Annotated in this window: 25 protein-coding genes and 3 pseudogenes; 11 read left to right on the top strand and 17 right to left on the bottom strand. The window is 68.8% G+C overall.

What is annotated here, in order from left to right; genetic code table 11:
- Nucleotides 1-19: 19 nt before the first annotated feature.
- Entirely contained in the window at nt 20-2,206 is a 2,187-nt protein-coding gene (gene asnB, locus ACV7NM_RS35025; RefSeq protein WP_463414440.1) for an asparagine synthase (glutamine-hydrolyzing), read from the bottom strand.
- Between the two features lie 1,304 nt (nt 2,207-3,510).
- Here asnB and ACV7NM_RS35020 point away from each other — a divergent pair.
- Together ACV7NM_RS35020 and ACV7NM_RS35015 are read left to right on the top strand one after the other, a co-directional pair.
- Nucleotides 3,511-3,681 (top strand): annotated as a pseudogene (locus ACV7NM_RS35020) (hypothetical protein); the annotation flags it as partial.
- Between the two features lie 61 nt (nt 3,682-3,742).
- Nucleotides 3,743-3,990, top strand: a pseudogene (locus ACV7NM_RS35015) (telomere-associated protein Tap); the annotation flags it as partial.
- Between the two features lie 873 nt (nt 3,991-4,863).
- Here ACV7NM_RS35015 and ACV7NM_RS35010 read toward each other — a convergent pair.
- The 3 genes from ACV7NM_RS35010 to ACV7NM_RS35000 all read right to left on the bottom strand — a co-directional run bounded on the left by ACV7NM_RS35010 (nt 4,864) and on the right by ACV7NM_RS35000 (nt 6,550).
- Entirely contained in the window at nt 4,864-5,049 is a 186-nt protein-coding gene (locus ACV7NM_RS35010; RefSeq protein ID WP_463414439.1) for a hypothetical protein, read from the bottom strand.
- A 422-nt stretch (nt 5,050-5,471) separates the two neighbouring features.
- Complete coding sequence (locus ACV7NM_RS35005) at nt 5,472-5,804, bottom strand: hypothetical protein (RefSeq protein WP_463414438.1); 333 nt, start codon at nt 5,802-5,804, stop codon at nt 5,472-5,474.
- Between the two features lie 410 nt (nt 5,805-6,214).
- Nucleotides 6,215-6,550, bottom strand: a complete 336-nt coding sequence (locus ACV7NM_RS35000; RefSeq protein WP_463414437.1) for a hypothetical protein — start codon at nt 6,548-6,550, stop codon at nt 6,215-6,217.
- Between the two features lie 439 nt (nt 6,551-6,989).
- Here ACV7NM_RS35000 and ACV7NM_RS34995 point away from each other — a divergent pair, with 439 nt between their 5' ends.
- Nucleotides 6,990-7,436: a DUF6233 domain-containing protein gene (locus ACV7NM_RS34995; protein ID WP_463414436.1), complete on the top strand. Its 447-nt coding sequence runs from the start codon at nt 6,990-6,992 to the stop codon at nt 7,434-7,436.
- 131 nt (nt 7,437-7,567) lie between these two features.
- Here the strand turns inward: ACV7NM_RS34995 and ACV7NM_RS34990 are convergent, their stop codons facing one another.
- Together ACV7NM_RS34990 and ACV7NM_RS34985 are read right to left on the bottom strand one after the other, a co-directional pair.
- On the bottom strand, nt 7,568-8,317 hold the full coding sequence (locus ACV7NM_RS34990; protein ID WP_463414192.1) for a transposase: 750 nt from the start codon (nt 8,315-8,317) through the stop codon (nt 7,568-7,570).
- A gap of 410 nt (nt 8,318-8,727) precedes the next feature.
- Nucleotides 8,728-9,582, bottom strand: coding sequence for an IS5 family transposase (locus tag ACV7NM_RS34985; RefSeq protein ID WP_463413562.1), 855 nt, complete (start codon nt 9,580-9,582; stop codon nt 8,728-8,730).
- 333 nt (nt 9,583-9,915) lie between these two features.
- On the opposite strand from ACV7NM_RS34985, the gene ACV7NM_RS34980 reads away from it, so the two are divergent.
- Nucleotides 9,916-10,191, top strand: a complete 276-nt coding sequence (locus ACV7NM_RS34980) for a hypothetical protein (RefSeq protein ID WP_463414435.1) — start codon at nt 9,916-9,918, stop codon at nt 10,189-10,191.
- Nucleotides 10,192-10,435: 244 nt separating this feature from the next.
- On the opposite strand, the gene ACV7NM_RS34975 is transcribed toward ACV7NM_RS34980, so the two are convergent.
- The 4 genes from ACV7NM_RS34975 to ACV7NM_RS34960 form a co-directional block, all read right to left on the bottom strand.
- Nucleotides 10,436-10,867, bottom strand: coding sequence for a hypothetical protein (locus ACV7NM_RS34975; protein ID WP_463414434.1), 432 nt, complete (start codon nt 10,865-10,867; stop codon nt 10,436-10,438).
- Between the two features lie 183 nt (nt 10,868-11,050).
- Nucleotides 11,051-12,427 (bottom strand): IS1380 family transposase, encoded by a 1,377-nt coding sequence (locus ACV7NM_RS34970; RefSeq protein WP_463409728.1) that lies wholly within the window; start codon nt 12,425-12,427, stop codon nt 11,051-11,053.
- Nucleotides 12,428-12,533: 106 nt separating this feature from the next.
- Nucleotides 12,534-12,674, bottom strand: a complete 141-nt coding sequence (locus ACV7NM_RS34965) for a hypothetical protein (protein ID WP_463414433.1) — start codon at nt 12,672-12,674, stop codon at nt 12,534-12,536.
- Between the two features lie 532 nt (nt 12,675-13,206).
- Nucleotides 13,207-13,449: a hypothetical protein gene (locus ACV7NM_RS34960; RefSeq protein WP_463414432.1), complete on the bottom strand. Its 243-nt coding sequence runs from the start codon at nt 13,447-13,449 to the stop codon at nt 13,207-13,209.
- A gap of 53 nt (nt 13,450-13,502) precedes the next feature.
- Here ACV7NM_RS34960 and ACV7NM_RS34955 point away from each other — a divergent pair, with 53 nt between their 5' ends.
- A complete protein-coding gene (locus ACV7NM_RS34955) occupies nt 13,503-13,871 on the top strand; it encodes a hypothetical protein (protein ID WP_463414431.1) in 369 nt (122 codons plus the stop codon).
- Between the two features lie 33 nt (nt 13,872-13,904).
- On the opposite strand, the gene ACV7NM_RS34950 is transcribed toward ACV7NM_RS34955, so the two are convergent.
- From ACV7NM_RS34950 to ACV7NM_RS34940, 3 genes are all read right to left on the bottom strand, one after another.
- Nucleotides 13,905-14,042 (bottom strand): hypothetical protein, encoded by a 138-nt coding sequence (locus tag ACV7NM_RS34950; RefSeq protein ID WP_463414430.1) that lies wholly within the window; start codon nt 14,040-14,042, stop codon nt 13,905-13,907.
- 230 nt (nt 14,043-14,272) lie between these two features.
- Nucleotides 14,273-15,391, bottom strand: coding sequence for a fatty acid desaturase family protein (locus ACV7NM_RS34945; RefSeq protein WP_463414429.1), 1,119 nt, complete (start codon nt 15,389-15,391; stop codon nt 14,273-14,275).
- Between the two features lie 7 nt (nt 15,392-15,398).
- The gene (locus ACV7NM_RS34940) at nt 15,399-16,454 is read right to left on the bottom strand and encodes a ferredoxin reductase (RefSeq protein WP_463414428.1); all 1,056 of its coding nucleotides are present in this window, start codon (nt 16,452-16,454) and stop codon (nt 15,399-15,401) included.
- 86 nt (nt 16,455-16,540) lie between these two features.
- On the opposite strand from ACV7NM_RS34940, the gene ACV7NM_RS34935 reads away from it, so the two are divergent.
- Entirely contained in the window at nt 16,541-17,680 is a 1,140-nt protein-coding gene (locus ACV7NM_RS34935) for a helix-turn-helix domain-containing protein (protein ID WP_463414427.1), read from the top strand.
- A 315-nt stretch (nt 17,681-17,995) separates the two neighbouring features.
- On the opposite strand, the gene ACV7NM_RS34930 is transcribed toward ACV7NM_RS34935, so the two are convergent.
- From ACV7NM_RS34930 to ACV7NM_RS34915, 4 genes are all read right to left on the bottom strand, one after another.
- A complete protein-coding gene (locus ACV7NM_RS34930; protein WP_463414426.1) occupies nt 17,996-18,886 on the bottom strand; it encodes a ribosome-inactivating family protein in 891 nt (296 codons plus the stop codon).
- A gap of 57 nt (nt 18,887-18,943) precedes the next feature.
- Nucleotides 18,944-19,813: a Crystal protein ET79 gene (locus ACV7NM_RS34925; RefSeq protein ID WP_463414425.1), complete on the bottom strand. Its 870-nt coding sequence runs from the start codon at nt 19,811-19,813 to the stop codon at nt 18,944-18,946.
- An 83-nt stretch (nt 19,814-19,896) separates the two neighbouring features.
- Nucleotides 19,897-20,148 carry a hypothetical protein gene (locus tag ACV7NM_RS34920; RefSeq protein WP_136215290.1) on the bottom strand — a complete coding sequence of 84 codons (252 nt, stop codon included), beginning with the start codon at nt 20,146-20,148 and terminating at the stop codon, nt 19,897-19,899.
- A gap of 166 nt (nt 20,149-20,314) precedes the next feature.
- Nucleotides 20,315-20,512, bottom strand: coding sequence for a hypothetical protein (locus tag ACV7NM_RS34915; protein WP_463414424.1), 198 nt, complete (start codon nt 20,510-20,512; stop codon nt 20,315-20,317).
- Between the two features lie 162 nt (nt 20,513-20,674).
- Here ACV7NM_RS34915 and ACV7NM_RS34910 point away from each other — a divergent pair, with 162 nt between their 5' ends.
- From ACV7NM_RS34910 to galE, 5 genes and pseudogenes are all read left to right on the top strand, one after another.
- Nucleotides 20,675-22,078: a helix-turn-helix transcriptional regulator gene (locus ACV7NM_RS34910; RefSeq protein WP_463414423.1), complete on the top strand. Its 1,404-nt coding sequence runs from the start codon at nt 20,675-20,677 to the stop codon at nt 22,076-22,078.
- 494 nt (nt 22,079-22,572) lie between these two features.
- Nucleotides 22,573-22,701: pseudogene (locus tag ACV7NM_RS34905) on the top strand (hypothetical protein); the annotation flags it as partial.
- A 400-nt stretch (nt 22,702-23,101) separates the two neighbouring features.
- Complete coding sequence (locus ACV7NM_RS34900) at nt 23,102-23,272, top strand: hypothetical protein (protein ID WP_463414491.1); 171 nt, start codon at nt 23,102-23,104, stop codon at nt 23,270-23,272.
- Between the two features lie 85 nt (nt 23,273-23,357).
- Nucleotides 23,358-24,119, top strand: coding sequence for a PIG-L deacetylase family protein (locus ACV7NM_RS34895; RefSeq protein ID WP_463414422.1), 762 nt, complete (start codon nt 23,358-23,360; stop codon nt 24,117-24,119).
- A gap of 114 nt (nt 24,120-24,233) precedes the next feature.
- Nucleotides 24,234-25,229, top strand: coding sequence for a UDP-glucose 4-epimerase GalE (galE, locus tag ACV7NM_RS34890; protein WP_463414421.1), 996 nt, complete (start codon nt 24,234-24,236; stop codon nt 25,227-25,229).
- Nucleotides 25,230-26,205: the final 976 nt, after the last annotated feature.

Raw genomic sequence — 26,205 nt, 5'->3', positions numbered from 1 at the left:
TTCATGGACAGGGGGCCAGTCAGCTCACCAGCAGTCCCGTTTCGGAGCACTCGTTGATCAGTTGCCAAATGTCGTCGAGGGTGCGGCCGGCTTCGGCTGCCGCCTCCTTCAGAGTCCGGACACCGTCGAGTGCCTGCAGGAACCTCAGCCAGCCCCCGTCCTCACGCTCGTTGATCTCAAACTCGAGTCGTCCGTCCACCGAGACGAGCCAGTTGTCCGGCGCAGCATGCTGACGCAGGAGCAGGACACCTTCGGCGAGGGACAGCACGCTTGCTTCCGTCAATCCTGAGCTCCGGATCACGGCCGCTTCGATCCTTGAGGACTCCGATGCCCAGTCAGTCACCTTGAGCGACACAGGTGTTTCACCGGCAGGCGCGGTAACGGGGTGGGCAGGCAGCTCACGGACCATGTTGTCCAGCAGCCCCATGTTGATAAGCCGGAGCAACTGCTCGAGATGACCAGCGTCGGGATTGTGCTGGAGCTGTGACAGGTAGGCCCGGATACCATCCGCGTCCAGAAATTGTCTGCCCCCCGTACCAGCGAGCGCCTCCTCCACGAGGGCGGAGTTGTCCTGCGCCAGCATCTGAGTGAAAACGAGATACGTCTGCCGCACTCCCTCACCGTGGTAGAAGGGAACCTTCGGGCGGTCCACGTACCGGTCAGGGACGACTCCGCGCATCGCCTCACGGACAATCCGCTTGTCCCACAGGAGCCGTTCCCTGCTCCGCTTCGGAATGGCCGCGACCAGTTCTACCAGCCGCCGGTCGAGGAACGGAACCCTTGCCTCTATGCCGTTTCCTGCCGCTGTGCGATCCTCTTGCCAGCAGTTGTACTGCTGGATGTCCAGGAACTTTCGGTGGACGAATGCAGCATACGGATCGGCGAAGATGTCGTCCGTCGAAGATCGGAGCACTTCGGGCGACACAAGGCCAGCCGCCTCCGGCTTCCACCAGGTGGCCAGGTCCCCGCGGGACGTGAGCGCATGCTGGATTGCCATCTCCCGCAGGGTCGCGGTGACACCGTCCCAGGTGCCGTCCTCGGAGAGGAGCGTGGTGTAGCCGCCGAGGAACTCGTCGGCTGCCGCTCCCAGCAGCATGCCCTTTATCTCCGGATGATTGTCCCGCACATAACGGTGAAGTTTGTATTTATAGAACTGCTCGGGGCCGCACATCGGCATCTCGGTGAGCCAGAGCAGTCGTCTCCAGTCTTCGACGCCGGGAACTTCACCGCCAGGGAAAACGACCTGATGATTGGCGATTCCCAGGTGTCGAGCCAGCGTGTGTGCGTTCTCCGCGTCGCCGTTGATGAACGTGCTTCCGCTGAGCACACTAAAGGTCTGCAGATTCCCGGCCTTCGCTGCGAACGCAGCCACCGCCGCCGAATCGATTCCGCCGCTGAGGAACAGGCCAATCTCCGTGTCGGCCGTTGCGCACTCCCGGACCGATTCATCGAGGAGGCGTCGGAGCTCTTCGATGAAATAGGCATCAGAAGGCCCATCGGATTCATCGAACTGGGGCATTTCCCAGTATCTGTGTTTCCTGGTCTCACCGGAACGCAGATCAATATCAAGGATGGTGGCCGACGGGACTGCCTCGACACCGTTGAACCACGTCATGAGTTCCCCGCTGCCGAGGGCGGCGGCACCGGCGAACGAGCGGTTGGCCAGGGTTCCACCCCAGTCAAGCGAGCGAGGGCAGTCCGGGTCCTGGAACAGAGCCTTGATCTCGGAAGAAAACACGATGCGCGATGTATTACGCGCAAAGAAGAGAGGTTTGACCCCGAACTGGTCTCGCGCGAGAATCAGCCGGTTCTCTTTACGGTCCCAGAGGGCCAGGCCGAACATCCCCCGGACATTGTCCAAGAACTGCAGACCGTGCCGCTGGTACAGATGGACAAGAACTTCACAGTCCGACCCTGTGCGCATGCGCACGTCGGGCATCCTGGCTTCCAGCTCCCGGTGGTTGTATACCTCTCCGTTGGCGATGAGGACAACATTGCCATCCGGACTCACCAATGGCTGCCCGCCGCTCACAGGGTCCACAAGTGAAAGCCGGGTGAAGGCAAGCCCGACGGGCCCCTCACGCAGGATCCGCTCGTCGTCCGGTCCGCGGTGAGCAAGGGCTTGCGTCATCGCCTGAAGTACGCGATCAGCATCGGGCTGCAACTCGCCACCGCCGAGCCGGGCTATTCCAGCCAGACCGCACATACTTACCGCCTCAAACTTCTCATCGTTCGATACCGCCGACTATCGGCACGGAGCAGCCGGCACTGGCGCAATAATCCAAACGCTGTTGGCGCCCCGGTCTCCGGGGCGCCAACAGCAGACCATCAGTGGAGGATGGAGATGATGGAGCTAAAGCCCGTCTTCTTAGCCTGCGGCTTGATGTACTTCTTCATTTGGCACACCCCCCTTCAAAAGTTTTTTCTACGGGGATACACCGAAGGACCTACCCGCGAGCAGGTCTCAAGCGTGGGTGATTAGCAGCACCACGCCTGAAACTGAAGCCCCCGCAAGGAGATGGCCATTTCGAAACCCCCGACGCCGGGGAATCTAGATCCGCCCCCGAACGGTGACCGATCTTGGTACGCGCTCCAAAGCGTGTCAATCCCTTATCCCTCCACGGCAGCATGACCATGGAATGGACCAGATGTCCGCTTCACCCCATGTCAAGGGCACGGAACGTAGTCACTTTCCAATTCAACTAAGCGCCGAGCCGGTCACCCCCCAGTTGTGGACACTGGCAGGCGGGATAAGTGGCACCGCTCAACCCTCCCTACCGAGTGAGGGCACAGGCAAGAGTCGAACCCGCAAAGAAGGGCCACGCGCATCGAAGGTGCCCCGGTGCGGCCGTTGAACCGCACCGGCCTCTCGCTCGACGGCGCATCGCAACTCGGACTGCCAGCATCTCGCCTCAAGTGGCTGGATATCAACTACCGCAACAGGGGGCCAAATTACTGCCACGTTCACTGCAACTGCCTTGCTACAACGACCAGTTGAGGCGCATCACAGCACTGCCCCGTATGCGGATTCATTTGTCCGATATCCGGTCGCTCACATGGGCGGGGTGGGTGCCCCCTGAGCGCCCAGGCACCTTGCGGGTGTCGTCACAACGCGGATGGTGCTCGACGAGAGCTGCTAGCCACGGCGCCGCACCGAGCGGCTCACCTGCGCTCTGCCACTTGGGGTCGCCGAGGCACGGAAGGAGCCGGCGCTACCAGCACCGCGGCCGGCAGTCACCTGTCATGTAACGCACCCCGCCCGGCATCAGCCACAGGCGGCCCGCTGCCCGACAGCGGAGCGTCACCATCAGGTGGTTGCTGTTTTATCAACCTTTGACCAAAAGAGCGGTGGGCGGCGCTGCGCAACAGGATCAGGTCACATCATGGCGCCTTGGTCGGGCCACCCGTCGAGGTCCACGGTGTGCGCGGGGCACAGGTACCTGAGCCAGTCCGCGCCCGGCCCGGAGTCCTGCGCTGGCCCGGCGGCGCAACCACCGGGCGGGCCGGAGCGTGGAACTGATCGTGATCGCAGGACGTGCCGCGGACAGCAGGCTGGGGACCGCGCCACGGTGCGCAGAGATCGCCCGCCTGGGCGGCCGCCCGCGGTTCACCGCGGCCGCCGCGCACACCGCGACGTTCAGCATCATCGCCGCCGTGGCCGACGCCGCAGAACGCTCCCCATTCGTCCACCGCATCTCGGTGGTCCGCAGAGACCTGACCTCGCTCTACCTCAACGAGCGCAAGCTCCCTGGGCAAGGACCCCGTGGAATGCGCGCCGTGCGAAGCCCCGGACGGGCACCCGCTGCTCAAGGACTTGGCCGCTTCCACGTCCGCGGCCCCGGCGAGAGGCTCTTCGAGGAGGCGCACGACTGGGCCGACCCATGACCGACGCCGAGTGCACCCTGCGCCACCTCGTCGGCCTGGACGTCAACATGGCCTTCGCCGCAGGCACCGACGGGCTGCCCGTCGGCCTGGGGCGCGCCCACGCATACGAGCGCGTCCTGCTGACGATCCGCCTCGCGCTGGCCGGCGAACTCGGCCGGACCCTGCCGTCCCTCGACGTGGCACTGCGCAACTACTGGGAGACCGTCCACCCCGGCGAGCCCCTCGACGAGTACATCCGGCGCACCGGGATCGCGGGCAAGGTCACCAACCTCCTGCCCAGCCAGCTCCAGGCCGGCGTCGGCGAGCTCGCGGCCGCCCTTCAACTGCCCGGCCTGGTCGGCTCGGCCGCAGGCCAGCTCACCTCCGCCCTGGTCACCGCACTACGCGAACGGCACGAGCGCGCCCAGGCCCTCGCGGGCGCCGAACGGACCGCGGCCCTGCTGGAAGCCACCCCGGACCTGGAAGCCCTGTCCTACTACCCGCACCTGCTGGCCTGGGACCTGAGCCGGCTGCCCGCGAAGAAGACGGTGGCCCCGGTGGTCCTGCTGGACACCTTCGAGGACACCGCGGACCGTCACCGCGACCTGGAGCGGCTCCTGCAACGGCTGGTCTGTCATGCCGAACAGCTCCTTCGTCCTCGTCGGGCGCAGCCGCCTGCAGTGGGCCGACCCAGCGCTCCACGGTCAGCTCGACTGGACTGGACCCGTCGCCTGGCCCGGCCTGTCCGCCACCCGGAACGTGCCCGCGCCGCGCACAGGGGTACCTGCCGAGCGCCAGCACCTGATCGGGGGCCTGTCCGCCGAGGACTGCGAAACCGGGGATCGCGGCGCTGCCGACGGGAGTGCTGCGGACTGGGGCGGAACCGTCGGCGGTTCGTGTACTGGCGGAGGGGCGGGGACTGTGGGAGGGGCGAAAGCTGCCCGGATATCAGGGGCGGGCGGCTGGTGGAGCCGACACCGGCTTCTTCCCCATAGTGGCCTAAGCCTTGGCTCTGGCATGTGGCTTCTGGCGGGCCGCGACGGGTGGCCGGCAGGAGGGAGTGGTGGGGCGGCCGGATGCCTCGTCGTCGTGCCAGTAGGCGATCTGCCAGTGCGCTTCGGCGAAGAGCCTCAGCTGGGGGGTGTAGCCGCCGGTGAAGATGGACCGGTTGCCGAGGGCCAACACGTGGGTGCCGGGGGTGAGCGGTTGCTGAGTCCCTCGTGCTCGGAGCGGAGCACGACGTGGAAGCGGCCCTGACCGGCGGGGACGTCGACGGCGAGGGTGACATAGGGACGGTCACGTGGGCTTTGCGGACTGCCTGAACGGTGGCCTGGACCGCGACCGGATAGGTGGCTTTTTCGCTGGCCTGGAGTTTGTAGAGGGCGGTCAGGGAAGCGGCGCCGGGCCCGTAGCAGAACTTCCCCCAGGGGACGGGGCCATGGCCGTAGGGCTGGACGCTGAACTTCTTCACGATGTCGCCGTCGAAGTCGTGGAGTTGCAGGAACCGGGCGATCTTCGCGGCACTGGTGATCGCCGGGGGCAGGTGGGGTCGAACCGTGGTGATGTTCCGGATCCGCACGGCGCCGTCCTGCCCTGGGCCAGCAGGCTCAGCGGGTCCGGTCGCCCCTGGCGAGAATCCGCGGCAGTTCCAGGCGCAGGATGCCTTCGTCGACGTGGGCCAGGCCCTGTGAGCCGCGGGCGATGCCGTTGATGGCCTCGGTGGGATTGAGGTCGCAGGCGGACTCGTGCTCGGTGCTGGGTACGAGCTGGAAGCAGCCTTCGACATTTTTGTATTCCGAGACCGCGTCGACATCGGCGAGGCAGAACGCGCAGTACAAGGTTCCCTTGGGCGGCTTGTGCCCAGGGGCGAACTCCTCGCCCAGCACGATCCGGCCGACGGAGCCGTCAGCTCGCTTCTCGCGCGCCTTCCTCAACCTCATCCCTTCGGATTCTGCATCGATGTACCCAGCTGCCGGATCATGGAAGCGGCGATCCGGCACATGACTCCCGACCACGTCCCTCCTCAGCGGATCGAACGCCTCAACCTGGCCACACGGGACGGGTGGTAGCCACCGGCGACCTCGCACCGGACGCCGGGCTCAGCGCCACAAGCCGGACACGCCACCTCGTGGACGTCCCTATTACCCGACCGCTGCCCCGGCGCGAGCCCGGAGCCCTGGTCAGCTCCAACCACCGGCTCCTTGCTGGCTACGCCGTCGGTCCTGCTGGAGGTCCGTCGAGCCCCGCACGCCTCTTCCACGACTCGACGAGCTCCCGCTCGCGGGCGCTGAGGACGCTGCCCGACTCCTCCGCAGCCCGCAGCAGTCGGCGCACCGAATCTCGCAACACCTCACGCCCCAGCGAACGGCGCCCCGCCCGGACGACGCCGCAGAGACGACAGCAGCGCACGTACACGCTCCGCTGCCCGCCGCGCCCGCTCAGCCTCCTGCTGAGCTGGCAGAATCCCCTCCTGCCGCTCCTGCGCATCCGTGGCCAGCAGAGCGCCGGCCTGCTCCGCGACTACGGTCTCGGCCTCGGTCCGGTCATGGCTCGCAGTCCCGTTAGCCAGCACCAGCAGGTGGCCGATCGCCACGAGGTTCCCCGCTGCGACGGCCTCTTCCAAGAGCAGGAACAACCTCCGCCGTGCCACAGCCTGGATCTCCAGCCAGCGCTTCGCCTCCGCCACCCCGTCCGACAGCTACTCCTGGAGCTCTCCCCTCACCCCCTCCACTGCGGCGATATCGCGGCAGACCTGAGCGACGAGGACCACGGACTCCACCCGGCGGGCATCGGCCAGCTTGCGCAGCAGCAGCGGGCGCCCGCGCCTCCACGTCCGGGGCTTTGCGGATCTTGCCCACACCCCAGGTCGAGACAGGGCGCGTGCTGCGAGAACGCACGATCCGCTCCACCGCCGGCGTCGACAGTCCGCGCTCGGTCATCTCGCACTCATTCAGCGCGAACCACTCGACGTCCCGCGCGAACGCCTCCGTGCCAATCCGCACCCGGCGGTGCGTTCCCTCGCTGTCCAGACGGCAGGCGGCCGAGGCAGCGCCCGGTGGGGAATGGGAGCTGGTGGTGCGCTACGTCGACGGCGCCTTCGTCGTGTCCGAGCCAGGGGCACGGTCGTGGTGAGCGGGACCCGGGAACGTCTGGAGCGGTGGCGCGCGGTCCAGGCCTGGCTGACCTGGCAGCAACACCAGGTCGCACGCACCGTCACCGCACTCGAAGCCGCACTCGCCGAGGAGCAGAGCCGCCTTCCATTGCCGCCTCCTCCGGACTGGAAAGCAGAAGCCATCCGCACCGCTGGCGGCCCTCAGGCGCTGCGCGTGCACGTGGGCGGCTGCGGGATGGGGAAGGGCAAGCCCATCGACCGCGACCAGGCCCGCCGCATGCTCGCCGACGGCGTGGAGCCCTGCCCTTACTGCAGCCGCGACAACGCCCTCGGCATGACCAACTGGCCAAAGCCCCAGGCGACCCAGTACCGGCGACCCCTACTGAAAGACTCACCAGTCACTCCCGGTTACTCACCTGCGGCAGTCACCACACACCACGACGACGAGGTGGCCTGGTGACTCACCGGTGAGTCACCAGGCGCGTTCGGTGGGTGCTCCGACATCGATGCCTACGACGAGGACCCCGTGCGTGTCGTAGACCGAGGAGCGGATCGACGGGCCGGGCCTTACTCGTCCAACAGTGAGCTTCTTCAGCGTTGCCGCTCTAGAGTGAGGACGGCCTTGGCGATTGACGTCATGCGGTTGGGGCTGCACCGGGATCTGCGGAAGATCCGCCAGGACTTCAGGCGGGCGACGCCGCGTTCGACGGGTGCCCGTGCCGCGGCCAAGGCACGGTTGCGGGTCTTCTCGGTGGGGGTGAGGTCTTGCCGGGGCCTGCGTTTGATGCCGGTGGTCAGCCAGGGACCGCCGCCCTGGTAGGCGAGATCAGCCACGATGGGAACGCCCTGGCGCTCACAGATCCGGATGATCCGGTGAGTGCGGGCGGCGGTCAGGTCGTGGGTGCGGCCCGGCAGGACGGGCGAGAGCCACAGCAGCCGGCCTCCGGGGTCGGTGACGACCTGCACGTTCACGCCGTGGCGCCGGTGTTTGTGGGAGTAGTCGGCCCGGCCGTCGCCGACCCGGTCGCACTCGGCGAGGGTCCCGTCGAGAAGGACGAAGTCGGGATCACGCTCGCGCAGCGTCTTGAGCAGCCCCGGCGCACGTGCGGCGAGCAGGTCGACGACCGCGTTGGTGTAGGCGTGGGCGGTGGACTCGCTGATCCCGAAACCGGCAGCGATCTTCGCCAGAGTGGTGTGTTCGCGCAGGTACACCAGTGCCACCATCGCGCGCTGGGACGGACGGAGCTTGCACCGCCGGTCGCCCTCACGGGTGACGATCAGCATGGTGACCCACTCCACGAGCGCATGCGGTAGGTCGAGTGCGGCAGGATGGATGACCAACGAGGCCCCCGAGCAACGTGATTGAGACGTCAGACATCTCGATCAACAGCTCGGGGGCCTCGCTCGTTGCGCGTCACGGCCCATCACCCGATCGGTGGCGAACTCGAAGAAGCTCAGTGAGCCGTACCGCCCTGCTGCTCGTCATCGCGACCGGCAGCAGGGCAGGGGAGGAACACGGTTCCGTCCGCAGTGGTCACCCATACCGAGCCGGGGCCGATGGTCAGTGTGGCGAGCGGGGAGTGTGCCGGCACCTACACCGGCATCGCCATCGACCCCTCGGGCGACAACCTCATGGCTTACCAGACTGAAAAATGATCTTGTGGGGCGGACCGCCCAAGGACTCCCGCTGAGCGGGACGGTGCATCCGGCGTCAGAGGTCGTTTTATCCCGCTGTTTTATCTCGGGATCGGCTATTTAGTCTGGTGTGTCGTGTCGCGCCAGGAGATGGTGTTCTCGCCGGTGAGGCGGCGAGCCATGAGGTCGGTCATGGCGATGTGGATGACGGCTTCGGAGCGGGTGGGAAGGGTTTCGTAGTCACGGGCCAGGCGGCGGTGGAGCATGAGCCAGCCGTAGGTTCGCTCGACCGCCCAACGTTTAGGGATCGGGGTGAATCCTCTGCTCCCGGGCTTGCGGGCGGTGATCTCCATGTCGATTCCGAGGGTGGCGGCGTGTTCGACGAGGTGCTGGCGGTAGCCTCCGTCCACCCAGACCTTGCGGATGCCGGGGTGGTCGGCGGCGACCTGGTCGATGAGCCGGGTGCCGGCGACGGAGTCCTGCACGCTCGCCGCGGTGACCAGCACCGCGAGGAGAAGGCCGAGCGTGTCGGTGACGATGCTCCGTTTGCGGCCCACGATCTTCTTGCCCGCGTCGATGCCCTGGCCGGAGGCGTGGACGCTGGTGGAGGTCTTGACGCTCTGGGCGTCGATCACACACGCCGAGGGCTCCGCGTCCCGTCCTTCCTTCTCACGGAGAAGCTGCCGGAGAAGTCCGTTGAGCTGGGCGAACACGCCCTCGTCCGCCCATCTGGCGAAGTAGCCGTAGACGCTCTGGTGCGGCGGGAAGTCATGCGGGAGGTAGGCCCACTGACAGCCGGTGCGGTCCACATAGAGGATCGCGTTCATGATCTCGCGCAGGTCGTGCCGCGGAGGCCTGCCGAAGTCCAGGGCCCGACCACGACGCTCGAAGCGCCACGCGGACAGCACCGGCTCGATCAACTTCCAGCGGGCGTCGGAGAGATCACTCGGATACGGGCGTCGCGTCGTCATGATTCCGGCGTACCGCCGCGGACCGAGTGCGCCCAGGCGCGCGGCCGCGGCACCGGAAGCACGCGGGCCGCCAAGGGCCGGACACCCTGGGATGAGACAAGAACAAGAGCCATCCCGCCCCACCCGCCACACCACCCGGCCCACAGGCACCGACTCCACCCATGGTCACGACCGCACCGCGATCGGCCACCTTGAGGATCACATCAATTTCGGGCAATCCAGATGGAAACGACCTCTAAGGACCTACTCGCTCAGGTCCACACCGCCGGCGCCGAACCGCCTGGTGACGTCGCTGGCCCTGTCGTCAGCCGGGCCTCGCTCCAGGCAGACCTGGTGAATGCTCTGGATCGCGGCACCCGTCTCGCCGCCCGCGTCAGGCACCTGGAGACCAAGCTCTCCGAAGTGCTTGGCGAGCAGGCGTGGCGGGAGTCCGGGCTCGGGGCTCCTGATGATGTCGAACAGCTCAAGAGCCGGATCACCGCGCTAGAACAACAGGTGATCGACATGACCGGCCGGCTTGAGGAACGTGACGAGGAACTGCAGGCCGCACGGGCGGCCAACCGCCAACTGATCAGCCGACTCAACACCGCCCGTCCCACAGAAGGGTGAAGCAGGACAAGGGGCCCGGCTGACGCCGGGCCCCTTGCGGGGAACCGACGAAATGCGGTTCGCGGGGTGACGGAATGGGCGGAGCGGGTCATCGGCCGGGCGTCGGCCGTAGGTTCGTCCTCGCTTGCGCCGAGGAGAGTCCCAGTCCGGGGACGCGAGCTGCTCGGGGTCTTGGGACTCCCTTGTCGGCCCGAGGCTTCTATTTCCCCGGCCGCGAGAGCGGTCGGAGACGGTCTCCGAGCTTCTACAGCCGGTCGGGCCCCGTAACGCCTGAGTACTTTTTCCATGATTGGAATGCCGCCTGGACTGCGGGATCTGGTTCTGGTACTGGCTCCCCCCGCTGGTATGCCCCTAGGCAATCCAGCGCGTCGTCGCAGATCAGCGTGTCGCGGCGATGACTGGCTGAAGCAGACGTTTCCGTGGGAAGGGTATAGATCATCCCGATGTCCAACTGGATGCGCAGTCGTAGGCGAGCGTCAGGAACTCGCAGCATCGCGATCTCGATCCTTTGACGGCGGTCCTGCATGAGATTGAAGCGCTTCATCTTCTTCTGCGTGGTGAGGGTCTCCGATCTCCAGAAGGCGCTTGGCCATTTGTGGCGTGTGTCTTCCGCTGGCCATTCGTAGCTGCCAGTTCTTAGGCGGATGGCCTTCTGAATCTCCGAGAACTCGGTCATGACCAGGTCGACAGCTGCTTTAGCCTCGATCTTTCGTGACGGTCCGTCGGTTTCTTCGGCGGGCCGTTTCGGTTGTTCGGGCTGGTGGTGGTCAGGCTGGTGGCCCGGCTGTCGCGTCGGGTGGGCGCCGGGTTCCACGGCTCCGGCGGGAGGATGCTGCTCGCAGGGACGGGAACGCGCTGGTCAGCCGGGGTTCGGGAGAGCTTCGAGTCGTGCCAGGGCGTCGGTGATCACGTCGGTCCAGGGCCAGTGGCGTGCGAATCTCAGGTGTCGGCGGCGGGCGGTCGTGACGATCTGGGCGGCGGCGGAGAACAGGCGGAGTCGCAGACGGCGGGGCTCCCACCTGCGAGTTTTGCCGTTCAGGGCGAGCATGGGCATCCAGGCCAGCAGGTCGAGGGCGAGCTGGACGATCTCCAGCCAGATCCGGTTCTGGGCGGTGTCGTGCAGGGGAAGGTTGCGCAGGCCGGTGGCGCGGGCGGCCCGGATGCGGTCCTCGGCCCTCGCGCGCTGGCGGTGCCGCAGTTCGAGTGCGGCGATGGGGGCGCCGGTGGTGTTGGTGGCGAACGCGGTCAGCCGCAGGCCGTCAGCGTCGGTGATCCGCAACTGGGCGCCGGGGTGCGGGCGTTCCTTGCGGACGATCAGCCGCGTTCCCTTTGGCCAGCCCTTGAGGCAGTCGCCGTCGAGTTCGGCGACCCAGGCTCCGTCGCGGATCTCGCCGCCCGGCTCGATCGCTGCCGTCCACGCGGCCGGCGGGACTTTGAGGGCGGCCTGGTGGATGGCGTCGGTGATGGTCATGCCGACCGAGTACGACAGCCACCGGCCGCGCTGGGCGAGCCAGGCGACGAACTCGTGGGTGCCGCCTGCGGAGTCGGTACGGATCAGCGTCCGGCGTCCGCGCCGGTAGGTCTTCGGCAGCTGGGCCAGAGCGAGCCCAGTCGTGGTGATGTGGTCGGCGGCGGTGTTGCTGCCTGCGTTGCCCGGCCTGAGCAGGCCGGCCACCGGCTCTCCACTCCCGCCGCTTCCGTGGTCGACGAAGGCCATCAGGGGATGGTGTCCGAAGGTCTTCTTCCAGGTCGCGGTGGCGTCCTGTTTCTCGGAGTGGGCCAGCACGAGCACCCCGTCCAGGTCCACGATCACGTGTCCTGCGGCGTCCGGGGCCGCGTTCTTGGCCACGTTCCAGACGTGCTCGCGGGCTTCGGCCCGCGCGGCCCCTATCGCGGAGAGGGCCTTCGGCCCGGCCGCGGCGAGGGTGTCGATGAGTCGGGAGACGGTCGGGTCGGAGGCCACCGGGCCGAACACGGCCGGCTCGGCCCGCAGCATCCCGACATCCGCGAGGCAGTCGCCGCCCAGAGCGACCGCCAGGGCGACGTCCAGCAGGATCTTGCCCGGATCGTGCACCGCCCGCGGACGTCGCCACGGCGTCAGCGCCGTCGATATCGCCTGGTCCAGCCCGGCCTTGCGGACCGTCTCGACCAGCAGTACAGCCCCGGCCTGGGACACCACCGCATGACCGCCGCCCTCAATGCGGACGCGGGGATAGGACCCGATACGCTTCTTCACCTGGGAAGTGCCTCCGACGGTGGCAGGAACAAGGACCTCGACAATCCTCATTCTTGCTGGTCAGAGGCACTTTTCGCTTATCTGACCACCCGTCGGACAGCCCGCTTCATGAAAGCGCGAGGTTAGCCATCTCCGTCCGGGCAGTCCTTCGCTGCTGCTGTAGTTCCCAGGCCGTGCCGGCAAAGGTCGCAACCCCGCCGACGAGAGCACCGCCCAAAGCGAAGATCCCTGCCGTCAGATCGCTCATGAGCTGCATCCTGTCGCTGACCGCGGCTCAGCTACGACCCGGAACGACGGCTGGCCGGGTTGACGGTCACGGTACGAGGGCGCAACGGCGACCAGGGGGGCCGAGTGCTCGGGTCCGGATGGAGTGACGGGCAAGGGCTCAACAGCGTCGGTCGCACCAAATTGCTTCACCATGACCATGACGCTCACATGGGCCTCCGAAAGCTGGATGTTGCGCGAGTTTTGTGATGCACACAGCACAGCGCGCTTGGTTGTCCGCCGTGCCCTCCGACACCATCCCGGCGGCTTTCCGGGGGAGAAGGACCCCCGGATGCGCCCGGCAACGCCAGGCTCGATGAGGTATTCCTCAGCGTGGGCGGCGCCAAATCTGGCATCAAGTCGACTGCCGGCAGGGTGGCGTCAGTGGGCGTGGACGGCGCGGACGTAGCTCTCCACCCATCCGGATGACGCCATACCTTGCACCACAGGTGTTGCGATCAGTACCGTGCTCACCCATAGCCACTGAGCTGCGAGAACTCCGTAGCGGGTCCGCCTCAGGCTCGGCGACCTCCAAAGAAGTCTCCGTGTGCGTGGAGGGCCAGGCCGACCGCGCCCCGGCGCGCGCGGTGCCCGACGACGTCGTACGCCGTCAGCGCGCCGAAGCCGTCGCCGCCTTTCCCGGCCTGCGCGCCGAGGGCTTCGACCACGTCGTCTTCGCCGACAACATCCACCGACTGGAGCCGCTGCTCCAGCGCGCCAGCGACACCCGCCGCGCGGACCTCGGCTGGGACGACCACGCCGTCCTGGGTGATCTGCTCCTGGTCCGCCGCTTCTTCGGCGCGGACGTGCTGTGTGGCGGTGGCGGGAGGGCTCCGCGCTCGCCGGCGGAGACCGCGTCGGCGAGATCCGTCTCGGACCGGACCGCCTGGTCCTCGCGCTGCGCACCGACGTCGACGGCGAAGGCGACCTCGGCTTCGACCTGCTCGTGGGCTGCCCGTACGACGACGACTGCAACGCCCCGGCGTGGCAGGCCGTCCACAACGTCACCGACCTTCTGATCGCCCACGCTGGCACCACCGGACCGCACCCGGGCACCGTCTGCACCGTCCACGGCGGCCCCGACGACGTCGACCAGGAAGCCGACGACCACCACCAGGGCGACGACCCCGACGGCCGCGCCGACCTGGAAGAGCAGTTCGCGGCGTCGGCCCGCGAGTGAGCCGCGCCGCCGACGGCCCGCACCCGCACCCCCTCACCCCGGGAGCTCCCCGCCGGGGACGTATGGGAGTACGGCTGCGACGAGGGCCAGCTGCCCATGCAGGGCGGCGCGGCCGGCCTCGCCGCACACCGTCGGACCGTCCACGATCCCCGCCGAGAGGATGGCGACCACCGCATCCCACCACTGTCCAGCCCGACCTGCCCCTGTGACCTGGCGGCCCGCACGACCGTGAGACCTATCGACGCCGCAACGCCGTCGAACGTGAGTACGGGAGGATGGCTGTGGGTCTGCCTACAGCTCTCGTACGGTCTGATGTCGCGGCCGCCCACCGTCCGCAACGGATCTCACCGAACCCGGCGGTATCGCCGGCACGGTCGAAAGATCTGAACCAATGCCGGGAATCAGGCCGCGACGAGCTCCTGCTCGCGGGCCGGCGCCTTGGCCTTGGGCTTCTTGTTCGGCAGCGAGAGCCGGAAGACCTTGCGCCAAGCGGAGAACACCTGCTTGGGCAGCGGCCCGGTGACGTACTCCAGCTCGTACTTTTCGAACAGCGCGCGCACCTTCACCGCGACCTCGGCGTACCGGTTGCTCGGCAGGTCCGGGAACAGGTGGTGCTCGATCTGGTGCGACAGGTTGCCGGTCATGAAGTGCATGGCCTTGCTGCCGCTGATGTTCGCCGAGCCCATCATCTGGCGCAGGTACCACTGGCCGCGCGTCTCGCCCCTGATCGACCGGCGCTGGAAGACCTGCACGCCCTCGGGGAAGTGCCCGCACATGATCACCGAGTGGGACCAGATGTTGCGGACCAGGTTCGCGGTGAACGTAGCGGCGAGCGTGGGGAGGAACGACGGGCCCGACAGCAGCGGGTGGATCACGTAGTCCTTGAGCACCTGCTTGCGGATCTTGCTGCCCACGGCCTTGGCCCGCGCGCGGAACTCCGGGTTCTTGCGGCGGCGCTTGGGCAGGTTCTTGCCGAGCTCCAGGTCGTACGCCGCGATGCCGTACTCGAAGAAGCAGGCGTTGAGGAAGTTCCACAGCGGCTGGCCAAGGTGGAACGGGTGCCACTTCTGGTCCTCGTCGACGCGCATGATGCCGTAGCCGAGGTCGTTGTCCTTGCCGATCACGTTGGTGTACGTGTGGTGCAGCTCGTTGTGCGAGTGCTTCCACTGCTCGGACGGCGAGACGTGATCCCACTCCCAGGTGGTGGAGTGGATCTTCGGGTCCCGCATCCAGTCCCACTGGCCGTGCAGGATGTTGTGGCCGATCTCCATGTTGTCCATGATCTTCGCCACGGACAGCCCGGCGGTGCCGATCAGCCACGCGGGCGGGAAGAGCGAGAACAGCAGCACGCCCCTGCTGACCAGCTCGAGCTTGCGCTGCGCCGAGATGACCTTGCGGATGTAGGCGGCGTCTTTCTCGCCGCGGCCGGCGATCACCTCGTCGCGGATCGCGTCCAGCTCGCGGCCAAGCTCCTCGATCTGCTCCGCGGTCAGGTGGGCGGTGGGGTCGATGGCGGTCAAGGTGCTCCTACCGTTCGATGTCGCAGGGGCCCGCCGCGGCGGACACGCAGGTCTGGATGAGGACGCCCGGCTCGGCTTCGGTGATCTCGCCGGTGCGCAGGTCGCGGACGGCGCCCGCCTTGAGCGGCGTGACGCAGCCGAAGCAGATGCCCATGCGGCACCCGGACGGCATGAGCACGCCCGCCTCCTCGCCGACGTCCAACAACGGCGTGGCGCCGTCCGTGTCGACGGTCTTGCCGGTGGCGCTGAACGTGACCTCGCCGCCGTCACCGGCGACGACGATGCCGGGGCGGAAACGTTCGGTGTGCAGGCGCTCTTGGACGCCGTGTTCGCTCCAGAGCTCTTCGGCGGCGTCGAGCAGGCCCGCGGGCCCGCAAGCCCAGGTCTCGCGCTCGGCCCAGTCGGGCACGAGTTCGTCGAGACGGGCGATGTCGAGCAGGCCGTCTGTGTCGGTGTGCACCTCGGTGAGCCGCAGCTTCTTGTCCGCGACCAGGTCGTGCAGTTCGCCCCGGAAGATCACGTCTTGCGGCTTTGGCGCGCAGTGGACCATGACGACGTCGTCGAACTCGATGTCGCGCAGCATGCCCATCACTGGCGTGATGCCGCTGCCGGCCGTCAGGTAGAGCACCTTGGCGGGCTTGGCGTCCGGCAGTACGAAGTCACCGGTTGCCTGGTCGAGCTGGATCAGCGTGCCCGGTTTCGCCCTGCGGACCAGGTGGTTGCTGACCTTGCCGTCCGGGATCGCCTTCACTGTGATCGTGACGCGGCCGTCCCGGCGGTTTGTCGGCGAGGTGATGGAGTAGGCACGCCACAGGCGCCTGCCGTCGACGTCGACCCCGATCCGCACGTACTGACCGGCCGTGTGACCGCGCCATCCCCGTCCCGGTCTGATCACGATGGTCGCGGCGTCACCCGTCTCGGGGTGCACGGCATCGATGCGCCCCCGCAGGTCGGCGCCCGCACGCAGCGGGCTGACCAGGTCGAGGTAGTCCGACGGCAGCAGCGGCGTCGTGACCATCTCCAGCAGTTTCCACGCCCTATTGCGGAGGGCTGCACTCGTCATGACTCCAGCTTGATGCGCCTCAAGGCGTAAAGTCCTGACCGTAAGATGTAAATCTGGTCGGCTGAATTGTTCACAAGGAACAAAACGTGAGCCATGCAACCCGGAGGGCCACCGAACTGGCCCTGAATGAGACGACGGTCACCGCACTTCGGGCCGCGCTGAAAACCACCGCCGACGAGGTCGTCCAGGCGATCATCGACGAGGTCCCTCCCTACGCCAACGCCCTTTCGGGCCGCATGGGCGCCACCATCCGCCGAGCCGTCCGCACCGCCCTGGGGCACTACCTGGACCTCGCGAGCGGGAACGCCACAGGCGGCGACGCCGGTGACGCGGCCTACGAACTGGGCCGCGGCGAGGTGCGCGACGGCCGTTCGATGGACGCCCTGCTCAGCGCCTACCGCGTCGGCGCCCGCGTGGCCTGGCGATGCCTGGCAGCGGGCGCCGTACCCGCGGGTCTGCCCGCCGCCGAGGTCGCCAAGTTCGCCGAGCTGACCTTCGCCTACATCGACGAGCTCTCCGCCGCGAGCGCCGCGGGCCACGCCGACGAACTGGCCGTCCGGGGCCGGGACCACGAACGCCACCTGGAACACCTGGCCCGCGACCTCCTCGCCGGCGCGAGCCCGGACGTGCTGCTGGCCTCTGTACAACGGGCCGGGTGGCATCCTCCGGTTTCGCTGACCGCGGTCCTGCTGCCCGCCGCCCAGGCCCGGCCTGCCTACCGCACGCTCGACCCGAGCACCCTCGTCCTCGACGATCTGCCGGACGCCTTCGGTGTGCTGCTCGTCCCCGATGCCGACCGATCACATCTCTTGCGGCAGCTGACCGACCGCACCGCCGTGGTCGGCCCGGCCCGGCCATGGACTCGTGCGTCCGCCTCGTACGCACGAGCCGCACGCGCGCGCTCCCTCTCCTCCGATATCCGCGACACCGAGGACCACCTGCCCGAGCTGGTGCTGAGCGCCGACGTGGACGCGCTCGCAGACCTGCGTGCCCGCGCCCTCGCACCGTTGCGGACCTTGCCTGTCGCGACCGCACGGCGGCTGGAGAAGACGTTGCGGGCGTGGCTGCTGCATCAGGGCAGGCGGGACGAGGTGGCGGCGGCGTTGTTCGTCCATCCCCAAACCGTCCGGTACCGGATGTCGCAGCTGCGGGAGCTGTTTCCGGATCTCGCATCGCCACACCGGGTCCTTGAGCTGACGCTGGCGGTCGGTCTTCGGGTCGGCTGACGCGTACTTCGAGCGTCCACGACCACGTCGGCGAGCGGTCCAGGAAGCGTGCCTCGTTCTTGGCGCCTCAGCCGGCTCATGCGGCCAGGGGGAAAGCGGTATGGCCAGCTGAGACCGGGATGCGCGGTGGACGCCGCTGGGGGCGTTGCACAGGCCGCGGCGGGTCGTTACGTGGGCGGACGATCTTCTTCTGGCATCGGGCGGATAGATGATCACCCGTATGGCGGGGCTTGTCCCTCCATTCGCTGCCGCGCCGGCGAGACGGCACGACACCGCCCCGTACGGGACCCGTACGGGGCGGTGCGCTGCTCGCCGCTACCTCTGGTCGCTGCGCAGCATGGCGATGTAATGCGTCGCCTGGGCGTACGTGGTCACGGTGGCGCCGCCGATGTCGGTCGGCGTCGGGCGCGAGCCGTTGCGCTCCTGGTAGATCCACCGGGAGCCCCGCCCCCAGTCGTTCTCCTCGGCGGCTTCCTGGGCGGTCAGGGAGGCACCGCCGCCGAGGGCTTGGCGCACGGTGCCCTCGATGTTGCGGAAGCGGGCCGACTCGGAGGTCAGGGCGATCGCGGCGACCAGGTGGTTGCGGATCGCGTTCGCGTCGCCTCCGTCGCGGGCGAACTCCCACAGGGCGTTCATGTTGCCCCACACCCCGTTCGGAGTGATCCACAGCTGCCTGCTCTGGCTGTCGCCGTGCTCCAGGCTGTGGTTGCCCCCGTAGCGCCCGGTGTAGGGCAGGACGATGGCGTTGCGGCCGAGCGCATGGCCGAGGTCGAAGGGTTCCTGCTCCCCGACCTGGCTGAACTGGACGACGTTTCCGGCGTTCCCGGTGGAGAAGCCTTGCAGGTAGAGGTTGTTGGCGGTGAGGTAGAGCGTGACCGTCCGCCTGACGTCCTGACCGTTCTCCTGCCAGGTGTAGGTGGCGTTGACGGCGATGACCTCATTGCCGCGGCTGGTCTCCCACACGGCGTCCGAACCGGAACCGCCCACCATGGTGCCGGTGTTGCGCAGCGACCTGATGAAGTCCGAGTAGCGGGCGCGCAAAGTGTTGGGATTGGTCGAGGTCAGGTCCCAGGTGACCGTGCGGACGGGGACCTGGAGGGCGGAGACGGGGGCTGTCTCGGGCCGTGAATCGGCGGCCTGGGCGGCGGGAGCGGCCACGGCCAGCAGGGGCAGGCACAGGAGTGCCGCGACGAGGGACTTGCGCATCGGGGTGTTCCTCATTCCGGTGGATGCCGGTGACGTGCGGGGGCGGGGTGAGGGCGGTCAGTTGACCGTGAAGACGACGTCGGCGTTCTTGCCTCCGCCGCCGGCCCGGGAGCAGGAGTGACCCGCGGGAACCTGGCAGTCGTAGGAGTTGCCGCCGGAGAAGGGGTTGTCCCAGCGGAAGACGACCTTGCCGCCGCCGGACATCTGGTATTCGGCCGAGCCCTCCGTCCCGGTGGCGAAGCCGTCGGACTCGCTCTGCCAGCGGGCCACCGCGCCGTTGTTCATGATCGACGGGGGCAGGTTGTCACCGCTCCAGATGCCGTGGTCCAGGCCCGCACCGGTCCGGGCCAGCAGGGCGCCGGACTGGTTCACCACCGTGACGCGGACACTGCGCACGGGGGTGACCGCGAGGGCTCCGGCCTGTGAGAGGGCCGAGAGCCGGGCGGTGGACTTCGCCGTCAGGGCGAAGTTGACGGTGGCGTTGTTCCCGCCACCGCCCGAGCGGCTGCACTCGTAGCCCTCGGGGGCGTCGCAGCTGTAGGAGTTGCTGCCCGCGTAGGGGTTGTTCCAGCGGATGGTCACGTCCTTGGCCGTACCGGCGATGTTGTAGGTGACGTGACCCTGGGTGCCGGTGGCGAACCCGCAGGACTCGCTGCTCCAGGAGGCGGAGACGGTCTTGGCGATGGCGTCCGGGGGCAGGCCGTCCCGGGACCAGCACCCGTGGTCCAGGCCGGAGCCGGTGCGCAGCAGTTGGCGGCCCGTGCTGTTGGCGAAAACGACGCTGGTGCTGCGCTCGGCGGACTGGACGGAAGCGCCGCCGGGGGCGGGGGCGGCCTGGGCGGCGGGGGCGAGTGCGGCGGCGCCGCCTGCCAGAGCGGCCAGGAGGGCGGCCGAGGCGGACCAGCGGGCACGGGTCCTTCCAGACATGCGCATGACAAAGAGCCTTTCGTGTATGGGGAACGAGGTATGCGAGGAGTGGAAAGCGGGGAGGGGGCCGGGCGGGCCGTCCGTCAGTCGACGTACCAGAGGAGGTAGCGGCTGGAACTGTCGTTGGGGTTGCACTCGTAGCGGCTGTACAGGCCCAGGCCGACGGTGAGCGAACCGGCCTGGTTGCACTGGGCGTAACTCGCGTACGAGCCGCCGTAGATCCGGTACTCCTCGGCGGCGCTCGCGGCGCCGGAGGAGACGGCCACGAGGGCGGCGGCGGCACAGAGGCCGGCGGCCAGTCTGCGGGGGGCGGTTCGGGGCATGGCGAAGCGCACGGGAAAACCTTCCGTTGATTGATCGGAGCCGTGCGCCGCGTACGGCGACGCACGAGAGACCGGACGCGTCCGTCGACGCGCCCTGCCGGCGACCGGGTCGGGCCCACAACCACCCAACCGACAGCGGATGGAGTCCGCTGCCCCCGCACCCGGTCTCCCAGGCGGCTCAGTCGAGCGGCTTGCGGGGGCACCAGGAGTCGCCCCAAGCCGTCGTCACGAGGCAGTGCTTGTTGCCGTGTCCGCCGCCGGGCGGGTCGGTGACCGTCGTCCCGTGCACATCGGCGGTGGCCGCGGCGGCGCCGCCCCACACGATCCCCGTGCTCAGTACGACCGCGAACAGTGTCCGCACCACGATTGCGCGCATGGCGTCGATTCCCCTCGTCTCGGCGACAGTTCGGCCACGGCTGGCGGTGCTCCTGGTCGGGGAGCCGTCCCTGCCGTGGTCACCACACTGCCAGTGGATGGATGGCACATGCATCCCCGAGGAGGGATCATGATCCTGCCAGGCACGTTTAGGAGGCATGCGATGGAGACGGACAGCGGACCCGGCACGGCGGCCCAAGTACCCGGCCTCGACAGCGCGGCCGTCCTGCTCTACCGGTGGACGGTCATCCACGAACGCCTGACCCCGGCGACCCTCGCGCAGGCAGCGGCCGAGACCGGAGTGAACCCGCGGGCCTGCCTGGCGGCCCTAGGGACACTCACCGACTCCTGCCTCCTCACGGAACTCCCCGCCGACGACGGGGCGGGAGAGCCGGCCGGCTGGCAGCCGGTGAGCCCCCAGGCCGCCACCGCGCAGTTGCTGTCGGACCGCGACACGGCCCTGCGCGCGCAGGAAGAGGCGCTGCGGGAACAGCGCCGGCGCATCCAGCTGCAACGCGACGGGCTGGCCGCGCTGATGCCGGTCTACCTCCAGGCCCGCCAACACGTCTTCCCGCAGGGGACCATCGACCACTTGCCGGACAAGCTGGCGGTCCGCTCGCTGCTGTCGGACGTGATCGACTCCTGCCGCAGCGAGGTGCTGGTCTCCAAGCACGGCGGCTCGTTCCCGCCCGCGGCGCTACGGGAGGCGCTGCCGCGCGACCTGGCACTGCTCGGGCGGGGCATCCGGATGCGGAGCCTCTACCAACACGCGACGCGGTTCGACCAGCCCACGCGGCTGCACGCGGAGCAGCTCATCGGGGCGGGCGCCGAGATCCGGACGCTGCCGGAAGTACTACCGCAGATGATCGTGGTGGACGGGTCGCTGGCCCTGCTGCCGGCCAGGTCGGGCGGCGCGCTGCTGATCCGGGAGCCTGACCTGCTGGCCTACCTGCTGGACGTCTTCGAGCGGGACTGGGAGAACGCCGCGCCGTTCGCGACGGGGCCGCAGGCCGCGCACGACGTGTCCAAGACGATGAAGCAGAGCATCCTCGTGCTGCTCGCCAAGGGGCTCAAGGACGAATCCATCGCGCGCCGCCTGGGCATCTCCCTGCGCACCTGCCGCCGTCACGTCTCCGAGCTGCTGGAAGGGCTCGGTGCGCACAGCCGCTTCCAGGCGGGGGTCATCGCCGAACGCCAGGGCCTGACCGACCACCCGGACCGCCCCACCCCGCCCACCCCCACCCCGCCCGCCCCGTCTGCGCCTGCCCCGTCCGCCCCGGCCGTGCCCGCGTCCGCCCCGGCCCCGCCGGTGCCCGGGCCCGCGTCTGCCGGGCCCGGGGCCGGTGGGCCCGCGGTCGGCACGGGGTGTCCCGGGTGTGGCGGGGCGGTGGCCGTGCCCGCCGCGGGCCCGGACCGGGCCGGTGGGCGTCCGCCCCGCTACTGCTCGCCCCGCTGCCGCTCGCGCGCCTACCGGGCGCGGCTGAAGGAGCAGGGGGCCGGACCGGGTGACGGCGCCGCCGCGGCGGACCGTACGGGCGTCACGAAACCCGCCGACCCCGTGACGTAACCCCTAGCCCCGCAACCACTCGCGAACCAGAACCGGAAACGGGTCAGCCGGCAGCCGTCGCCGGACCCTCGCCGGACCGGGGAACGTCCCCCACACCCGTATCCAGGAGGAGCCGTTTGAAGCGGAGCGGGTGGCGCCATACGCCGCCCCCCGTCGACGGCCTGGTCGGCGCTGATCTCGGCCACCAGATGGGGCGGACCAGGCGCACGTCCAGGACGTCACGGGACCCCCATGTCGCGGCGAGCGTGAGGCCCTCCCAGGGATGTCCGGGGCCGGCGGCGGCCAAGTGCTCCGCGACCAAGTGGGCCGCCTCCGTGCGCGGGGACACCGCGCGGCCGACCGCGCGGAGCCGGCCCGTGTGGTCGTGGCGACCGAGGACGAAGAGCTGCGGGCGGATGACGGCGCCGATGATCGCCTCGGTGGAATCCCCGCGGCGGATCTTGGTCCTGCCCTCGCCGCGGGCCGGCAAGGGCAGCTGATGCGCTTGACGCCCGATGCCCTCGACGCCGGATACCTCCGTCCACGCCTTCGCCAGGTCCGTGGTGGCTACGGCATCATGCGCGTCGCGTCCCACGGCCGGCGAGCCGATCGACGTGGCGACGGGCGAGATGGTCACGTCCGCCGTCGACGTCACTCTGCCCGGCGCCCTGCCGGTGGCGGCGTCTTTCTCGCCGCGGCCGGCAATCACCTCGTCGCGGATCGCGTCCAACTCCCGTCCAAGCGCTGCCCGGCACGCGCCACCGCACCCACCTCGAACCAAAGCCGTCCTCGACTGGGACGAATGGCAGCGAAACCCCGCCGGTGCGGCCGCGCGGCACTACGTGTCCGTGGCACCCCTGCGGAGGGTGGTTCGGACCCACCTGGGCGGGCACGCTGGACCAGCGCACCGGCGTCTTGACCTTGGGCTGCACGCCACCCCCGGCGGGCGTTCGCGTCGGTCGCGATCCGGTACAGCCAGGTGCGCGCCCCGGTCGCGGAGTGGCAGGAGCTGATCCGCAGCTCGCCGCTTTCAGGCGGGCAGCTGTGCTTCGCCGGCGGCGCTTCCGCCCCGGCGTCGTCGTCGCCGGTGACGGTGGCCTGGAGATCGACGGGGCGGGTGTCGTCTTCGTCACGGACGGCGGCATGCTACTGACGTATCCGGGACTACGGCTCCTGGCCGCGGGCGCCGCCACCCTCCTCACCACAACGCAGTAATCCACCCTCCCGGGCCGTACCGGCCGCCCTGTCGCTGTACCGCCCGGATCACTTGGCTGTCACCTGCAACAGACCGGAGCCGTCCATGCCCGCACCCAGCACCCTCGCGTTCTACGCCCACCCCGATGATGAGGCCCTCGTCGCCGGAGGGCTCCTCGCCAAGCACTCCTCCGTCGGTGCCCGGACCGGTGTGGTCACCGCCACCTGGGCCGCCGGCAGCCATCGCGCGACCGAACTCGCCGACGCCCTCCGGCTCTTGGGGGCGGGGGAACCGCGGATGCTCGGGTATGCCGACCTCGAAGTCCCCGAATCGGCACCGGGGCGGCCCCGGTTCTGCGACGTCCCGTTGGAGGAGACGGTGGGGGCTGTCGTAGCTCACATCCGCTCGTTCCGGCCGCAGATCCTCCTCAGTCACGACGCCTACGGCTCCTCCGGGCACCCGGACCACGTGCACACGCACCGGGTCATGGTGCTAGCCGCGCACGCCGCCGGACTCGAGGACCTGTTCCCGGACGCCGGTCCCGCGTGGCAGCCCACGGCCCTGTATCTCTCCGCGCACCCCGCATCGGCGAGCACGCTCTTGGCAAAGGTCCTCGCGGGTGTCGGCAAACGCCTGTGGACGGTCCCGGACGAGATGATCAGTGTGGCGGTGGACGTGCGGCCGTGGGCGGATCGCAAGTGGGCGGCGATCCGGGCCCATCGCTCGGAATCCACCCGCAGCCGCTCGCTCCCAGCTCTGCTGAGCCACATGCCGGCCGCTGAGCGGGAAGCGGTAATCGGCACGGAGTACTTCATCCGCCGCGAGCTCGGAAACACGACCGGAACCCTCAGTGAACTGACTGGCTGAACCTCCGGTTGAGCCGCCGCGCGGCCGGCGGCTGACGCGCCCGGGGCGCGCCGCCTTTCCGCTAGCCTTCTGCTGGTCGCCTACTGGGCCGTCGAGGCCGGGAAGAGTTGCATCGTGACGACCGTCCTGATCGCCGGAGGTGCCGGCTACATCGGAAGCACAGTCGCTTCGGCCTGCCTGGATGCGGACATTACCCCCGTGATTCTCGACAGCCTCGTCCGAGGCCGGCGCGAGTTCACCGATGGGCGGATCTTCTACGAGGGGGACATCGCCGACGGCGCGCTGGTGGACGAGATCTTCTCGGAGCACCCGGAGATTTCCGCTGTGGTGCACTGCGCCGCGCTGATCGTGGTGCCCGAGTCCGTGGCGGACCCGATCGGCTACTACGAGGCGAACGTCAGCAAGTCTTTGTCCTTCGTCGGCCACTTGCACCGCAACGGCTGCGACCGCATCGTCTTCAGCTCCTCGGCCTCCATCTACCGGGCCGAGGACGGCTCCCCCGTCAACGAGGACTCGCCGTTGGCGCCGCAGAGCCCGTACGCGCGGACCAAGGCCGTGTGCGAGGAGATGTTCGCCGACATCGCCGTGGCCGGGCCGCGCGTGCTGTCGCTGCGGTACTTCAACCCGGTCGGGGCCGACCCCAAGCTGCGCACCGGCCTTCAGCTCAAGCGCCCCAGCCACGCCCTCGGCGTTCTCATCCAGGCCCACCAGGAGGGTCGGCCGTTCCCGATCACCGGGACGAACTACCCGACGCGCGACGGCACCGGCATCCGGGACTACGTGCACGTCTGGGACCTGGCCGCGGCCCACATCGCGGCGATCGAGCGCTTCGACTCCATCCTCACGGCCTCCAAGCGCTCGACCGCGATCAACCTGGGCACGGGCAACGGCACCACCGTCCGGGAGCTGTGCGACGCCTTCAACGCCGTCGTCAACACGCCGCTGGCCACGGTCGACGCCGACCCGCGCCCGGGTGATGTGGCCGGCGGCTACACCAAGAGCGACCGCGCGGCCGAACTCCTGGGGTGGACCCCACAGCTGTCCCTGGAAGAAGGGATCCGGTCCGCCCTGGACTGGATCCCCGTCCGCGACGAACGACTGAAGGACTGACCGCCCTTCTCCCGCCGTCACCCCTCCCGTGCACCGGGGCTGGTGAAGGCGGGATTCGAGGGCCGGCAGCTGCCGCATCGCGGGGCCAAGCCACGCCGCGCTCCAACGGTGCTCCGCCGGGGCGTCCCTGTGGGCGCGGTGGGGGATGTCGGCGGGGCCCCGCGCAGTTGTCGGGCGTGACGGCGGTCCGTACCGGCCCGTTGTACCAACGGGAACTCTGGTGGGCGACCGCACGTGCCGGCGGTCTGCCTACCTCTCCGGCTGCCCCGCAGGCGCCGGGCGAAGTCGACCAGGTGTGCGGAGCGCTCCTCTGCCTCGGTGCGCTCCCGTGCGTACAGGTGAACCAGTTTGTGGAGGCGGTATCTGCCAGGGGTGGGCGAGGTGAGAAGACTGGAGTCCACGAGCATGGCCAGTTGCGCCTCGACTGCTTCTTCCTCAGCGAAAGCACGGATGATCTGCGACGCTTCGAATTCCGGTTCGCCACTGAGCCCGAGCTTCCGAAACAGTCGCGACGTCCCTGCGGGCAGCGCCAGATAGGACCAGGTGAAAACTGCTCGAAGCGAGGTAGCCGGATCATCCGGAGCGTCCAGACTTTCGAGCCGGTCAGGATTGCGGGTCATCATGTCCACCCAGTCCGAGATGGGAGTGATGGGGTGGCGCGCGAGGCGCTCTGCCGTGAGGGGCAACGCCGGCGGGAGATTGCCGCAGAGTGCCACGAGCGTAGACGCCGCTTTCGGCTCGGCATGAACGCGGTCGCTCCGATGATCCTCGCCAATACGTGACAAGTGAACGGACGCGATTTCCGACAAAGGGTCCACGTCGATCCGCACGGCTGCTTTCCGGATGGTCAGGCCGGCAAGACGGGAGCGGCTGGTAACGACCGTGACGCTGCCCGGGCTGTTGGGTAGCAAGGGACGCACCTGGTCCACGGATTGCGCATTGTCCAGCAGGATGAGCATCCGCCGCCCGGCGATCG

The organism is Streptomyces sp. Tek67B01, from assembly GCF_055231995.1.
The sequence above is the reverse complement of the archived record's forward strand: the minus strand, read 5'-3'. Positions and strand labels throughout refer to the sequence as shown.

What these genes read in the sequence shown, in the direction of transcription:
- asnB (WP_463414440.1), bottom strand. Translation starts at nt 2,206, where the DNA reads ATGTGCGGTCTGGCTGGAATAGCCCGGCTCGGCGGTGGCGAGTTGCAG.
- ACV7NM_RS35005 (WP_463414438.1), bottom strand. Translation starts at nt 5,804, where the DNA reads ATGAGGTTGAGGAAGGCGCGCGAGAAGCGAGCTGACGGCTCCGTCGGC.
- ACV7NM_RS34985 (WP_463413562.1), bottom strand. Translation starts at nt 9,582, where the DNA reads ATGACGACGCGACGCCCGTATCCGAGTGATCTCTCCGACGCCCGCTGG.
- ACV7NM_RS34975 (WP_463414434.1), bottom strand. Translation starts at nt 10,867, where the DNA reads ATGACCGAGTTCTCGGAGATTCAGAAGGCCATCCGCCTAAGAACTGGC.
- ACV7NM_RS34965 (WP_463414433.1), bottom strand. Translation starts at nt 12,674, where the DNA reads ATGAGCGATCTGACGGCAGGGATCTTCGCTTTGGGCGGTGCTCTCGTC.
- ACV7NM_RS34940 (WP_463414428.1), bottom strand. Translation starts at nt 16,454, where the DNA reads ATGACGAGTGCAGCCCTCCGCAATAGGGCGTGGAAACTGCTGGAGATG.
- ACV7NM_RS34930 (WP_463414426.1), bottom strand. Translation starts at nt 18,886, where the DNA reads ATGCGCAAGTCCCTCGTCGCGGCACTCCTGTGCCTGCCCCTGCTGGCC.
- ACV7NM_RS34925 (WP_463414425.1), bottom strand. Translation starts at nt 19,813, where the DNA reads ATGTCTGGAAGGACCCGTGCCCGCTGGTCCGCCTCGGCCGCCCTCCTG.
- ACV7NM_RS34915 (WP_463414424.1), bottom strand. Translation starts at nt 20,512, where the DNA reads ATGCGCGCAATCGTGGTGCGGACACTGTTCGCGGTCGTACTGAGCACG.
- ACV7NM_RS34910 (WP_463414423.1), top strand. Translation starts at nt 20,675, where the DNA reads ATGGAGACGGACAGCGGACCCGGCACGGCGGCCCAAGTACCCGGCCTC.
- ACV7NM_RS34895 (WP_463414422.1), top strand. Translation starts at nt 23,358, where the DNA reads ATGCCCGCACCCAGCACCCTCGCGTTCTACGCCCACCCCGATGATGAG.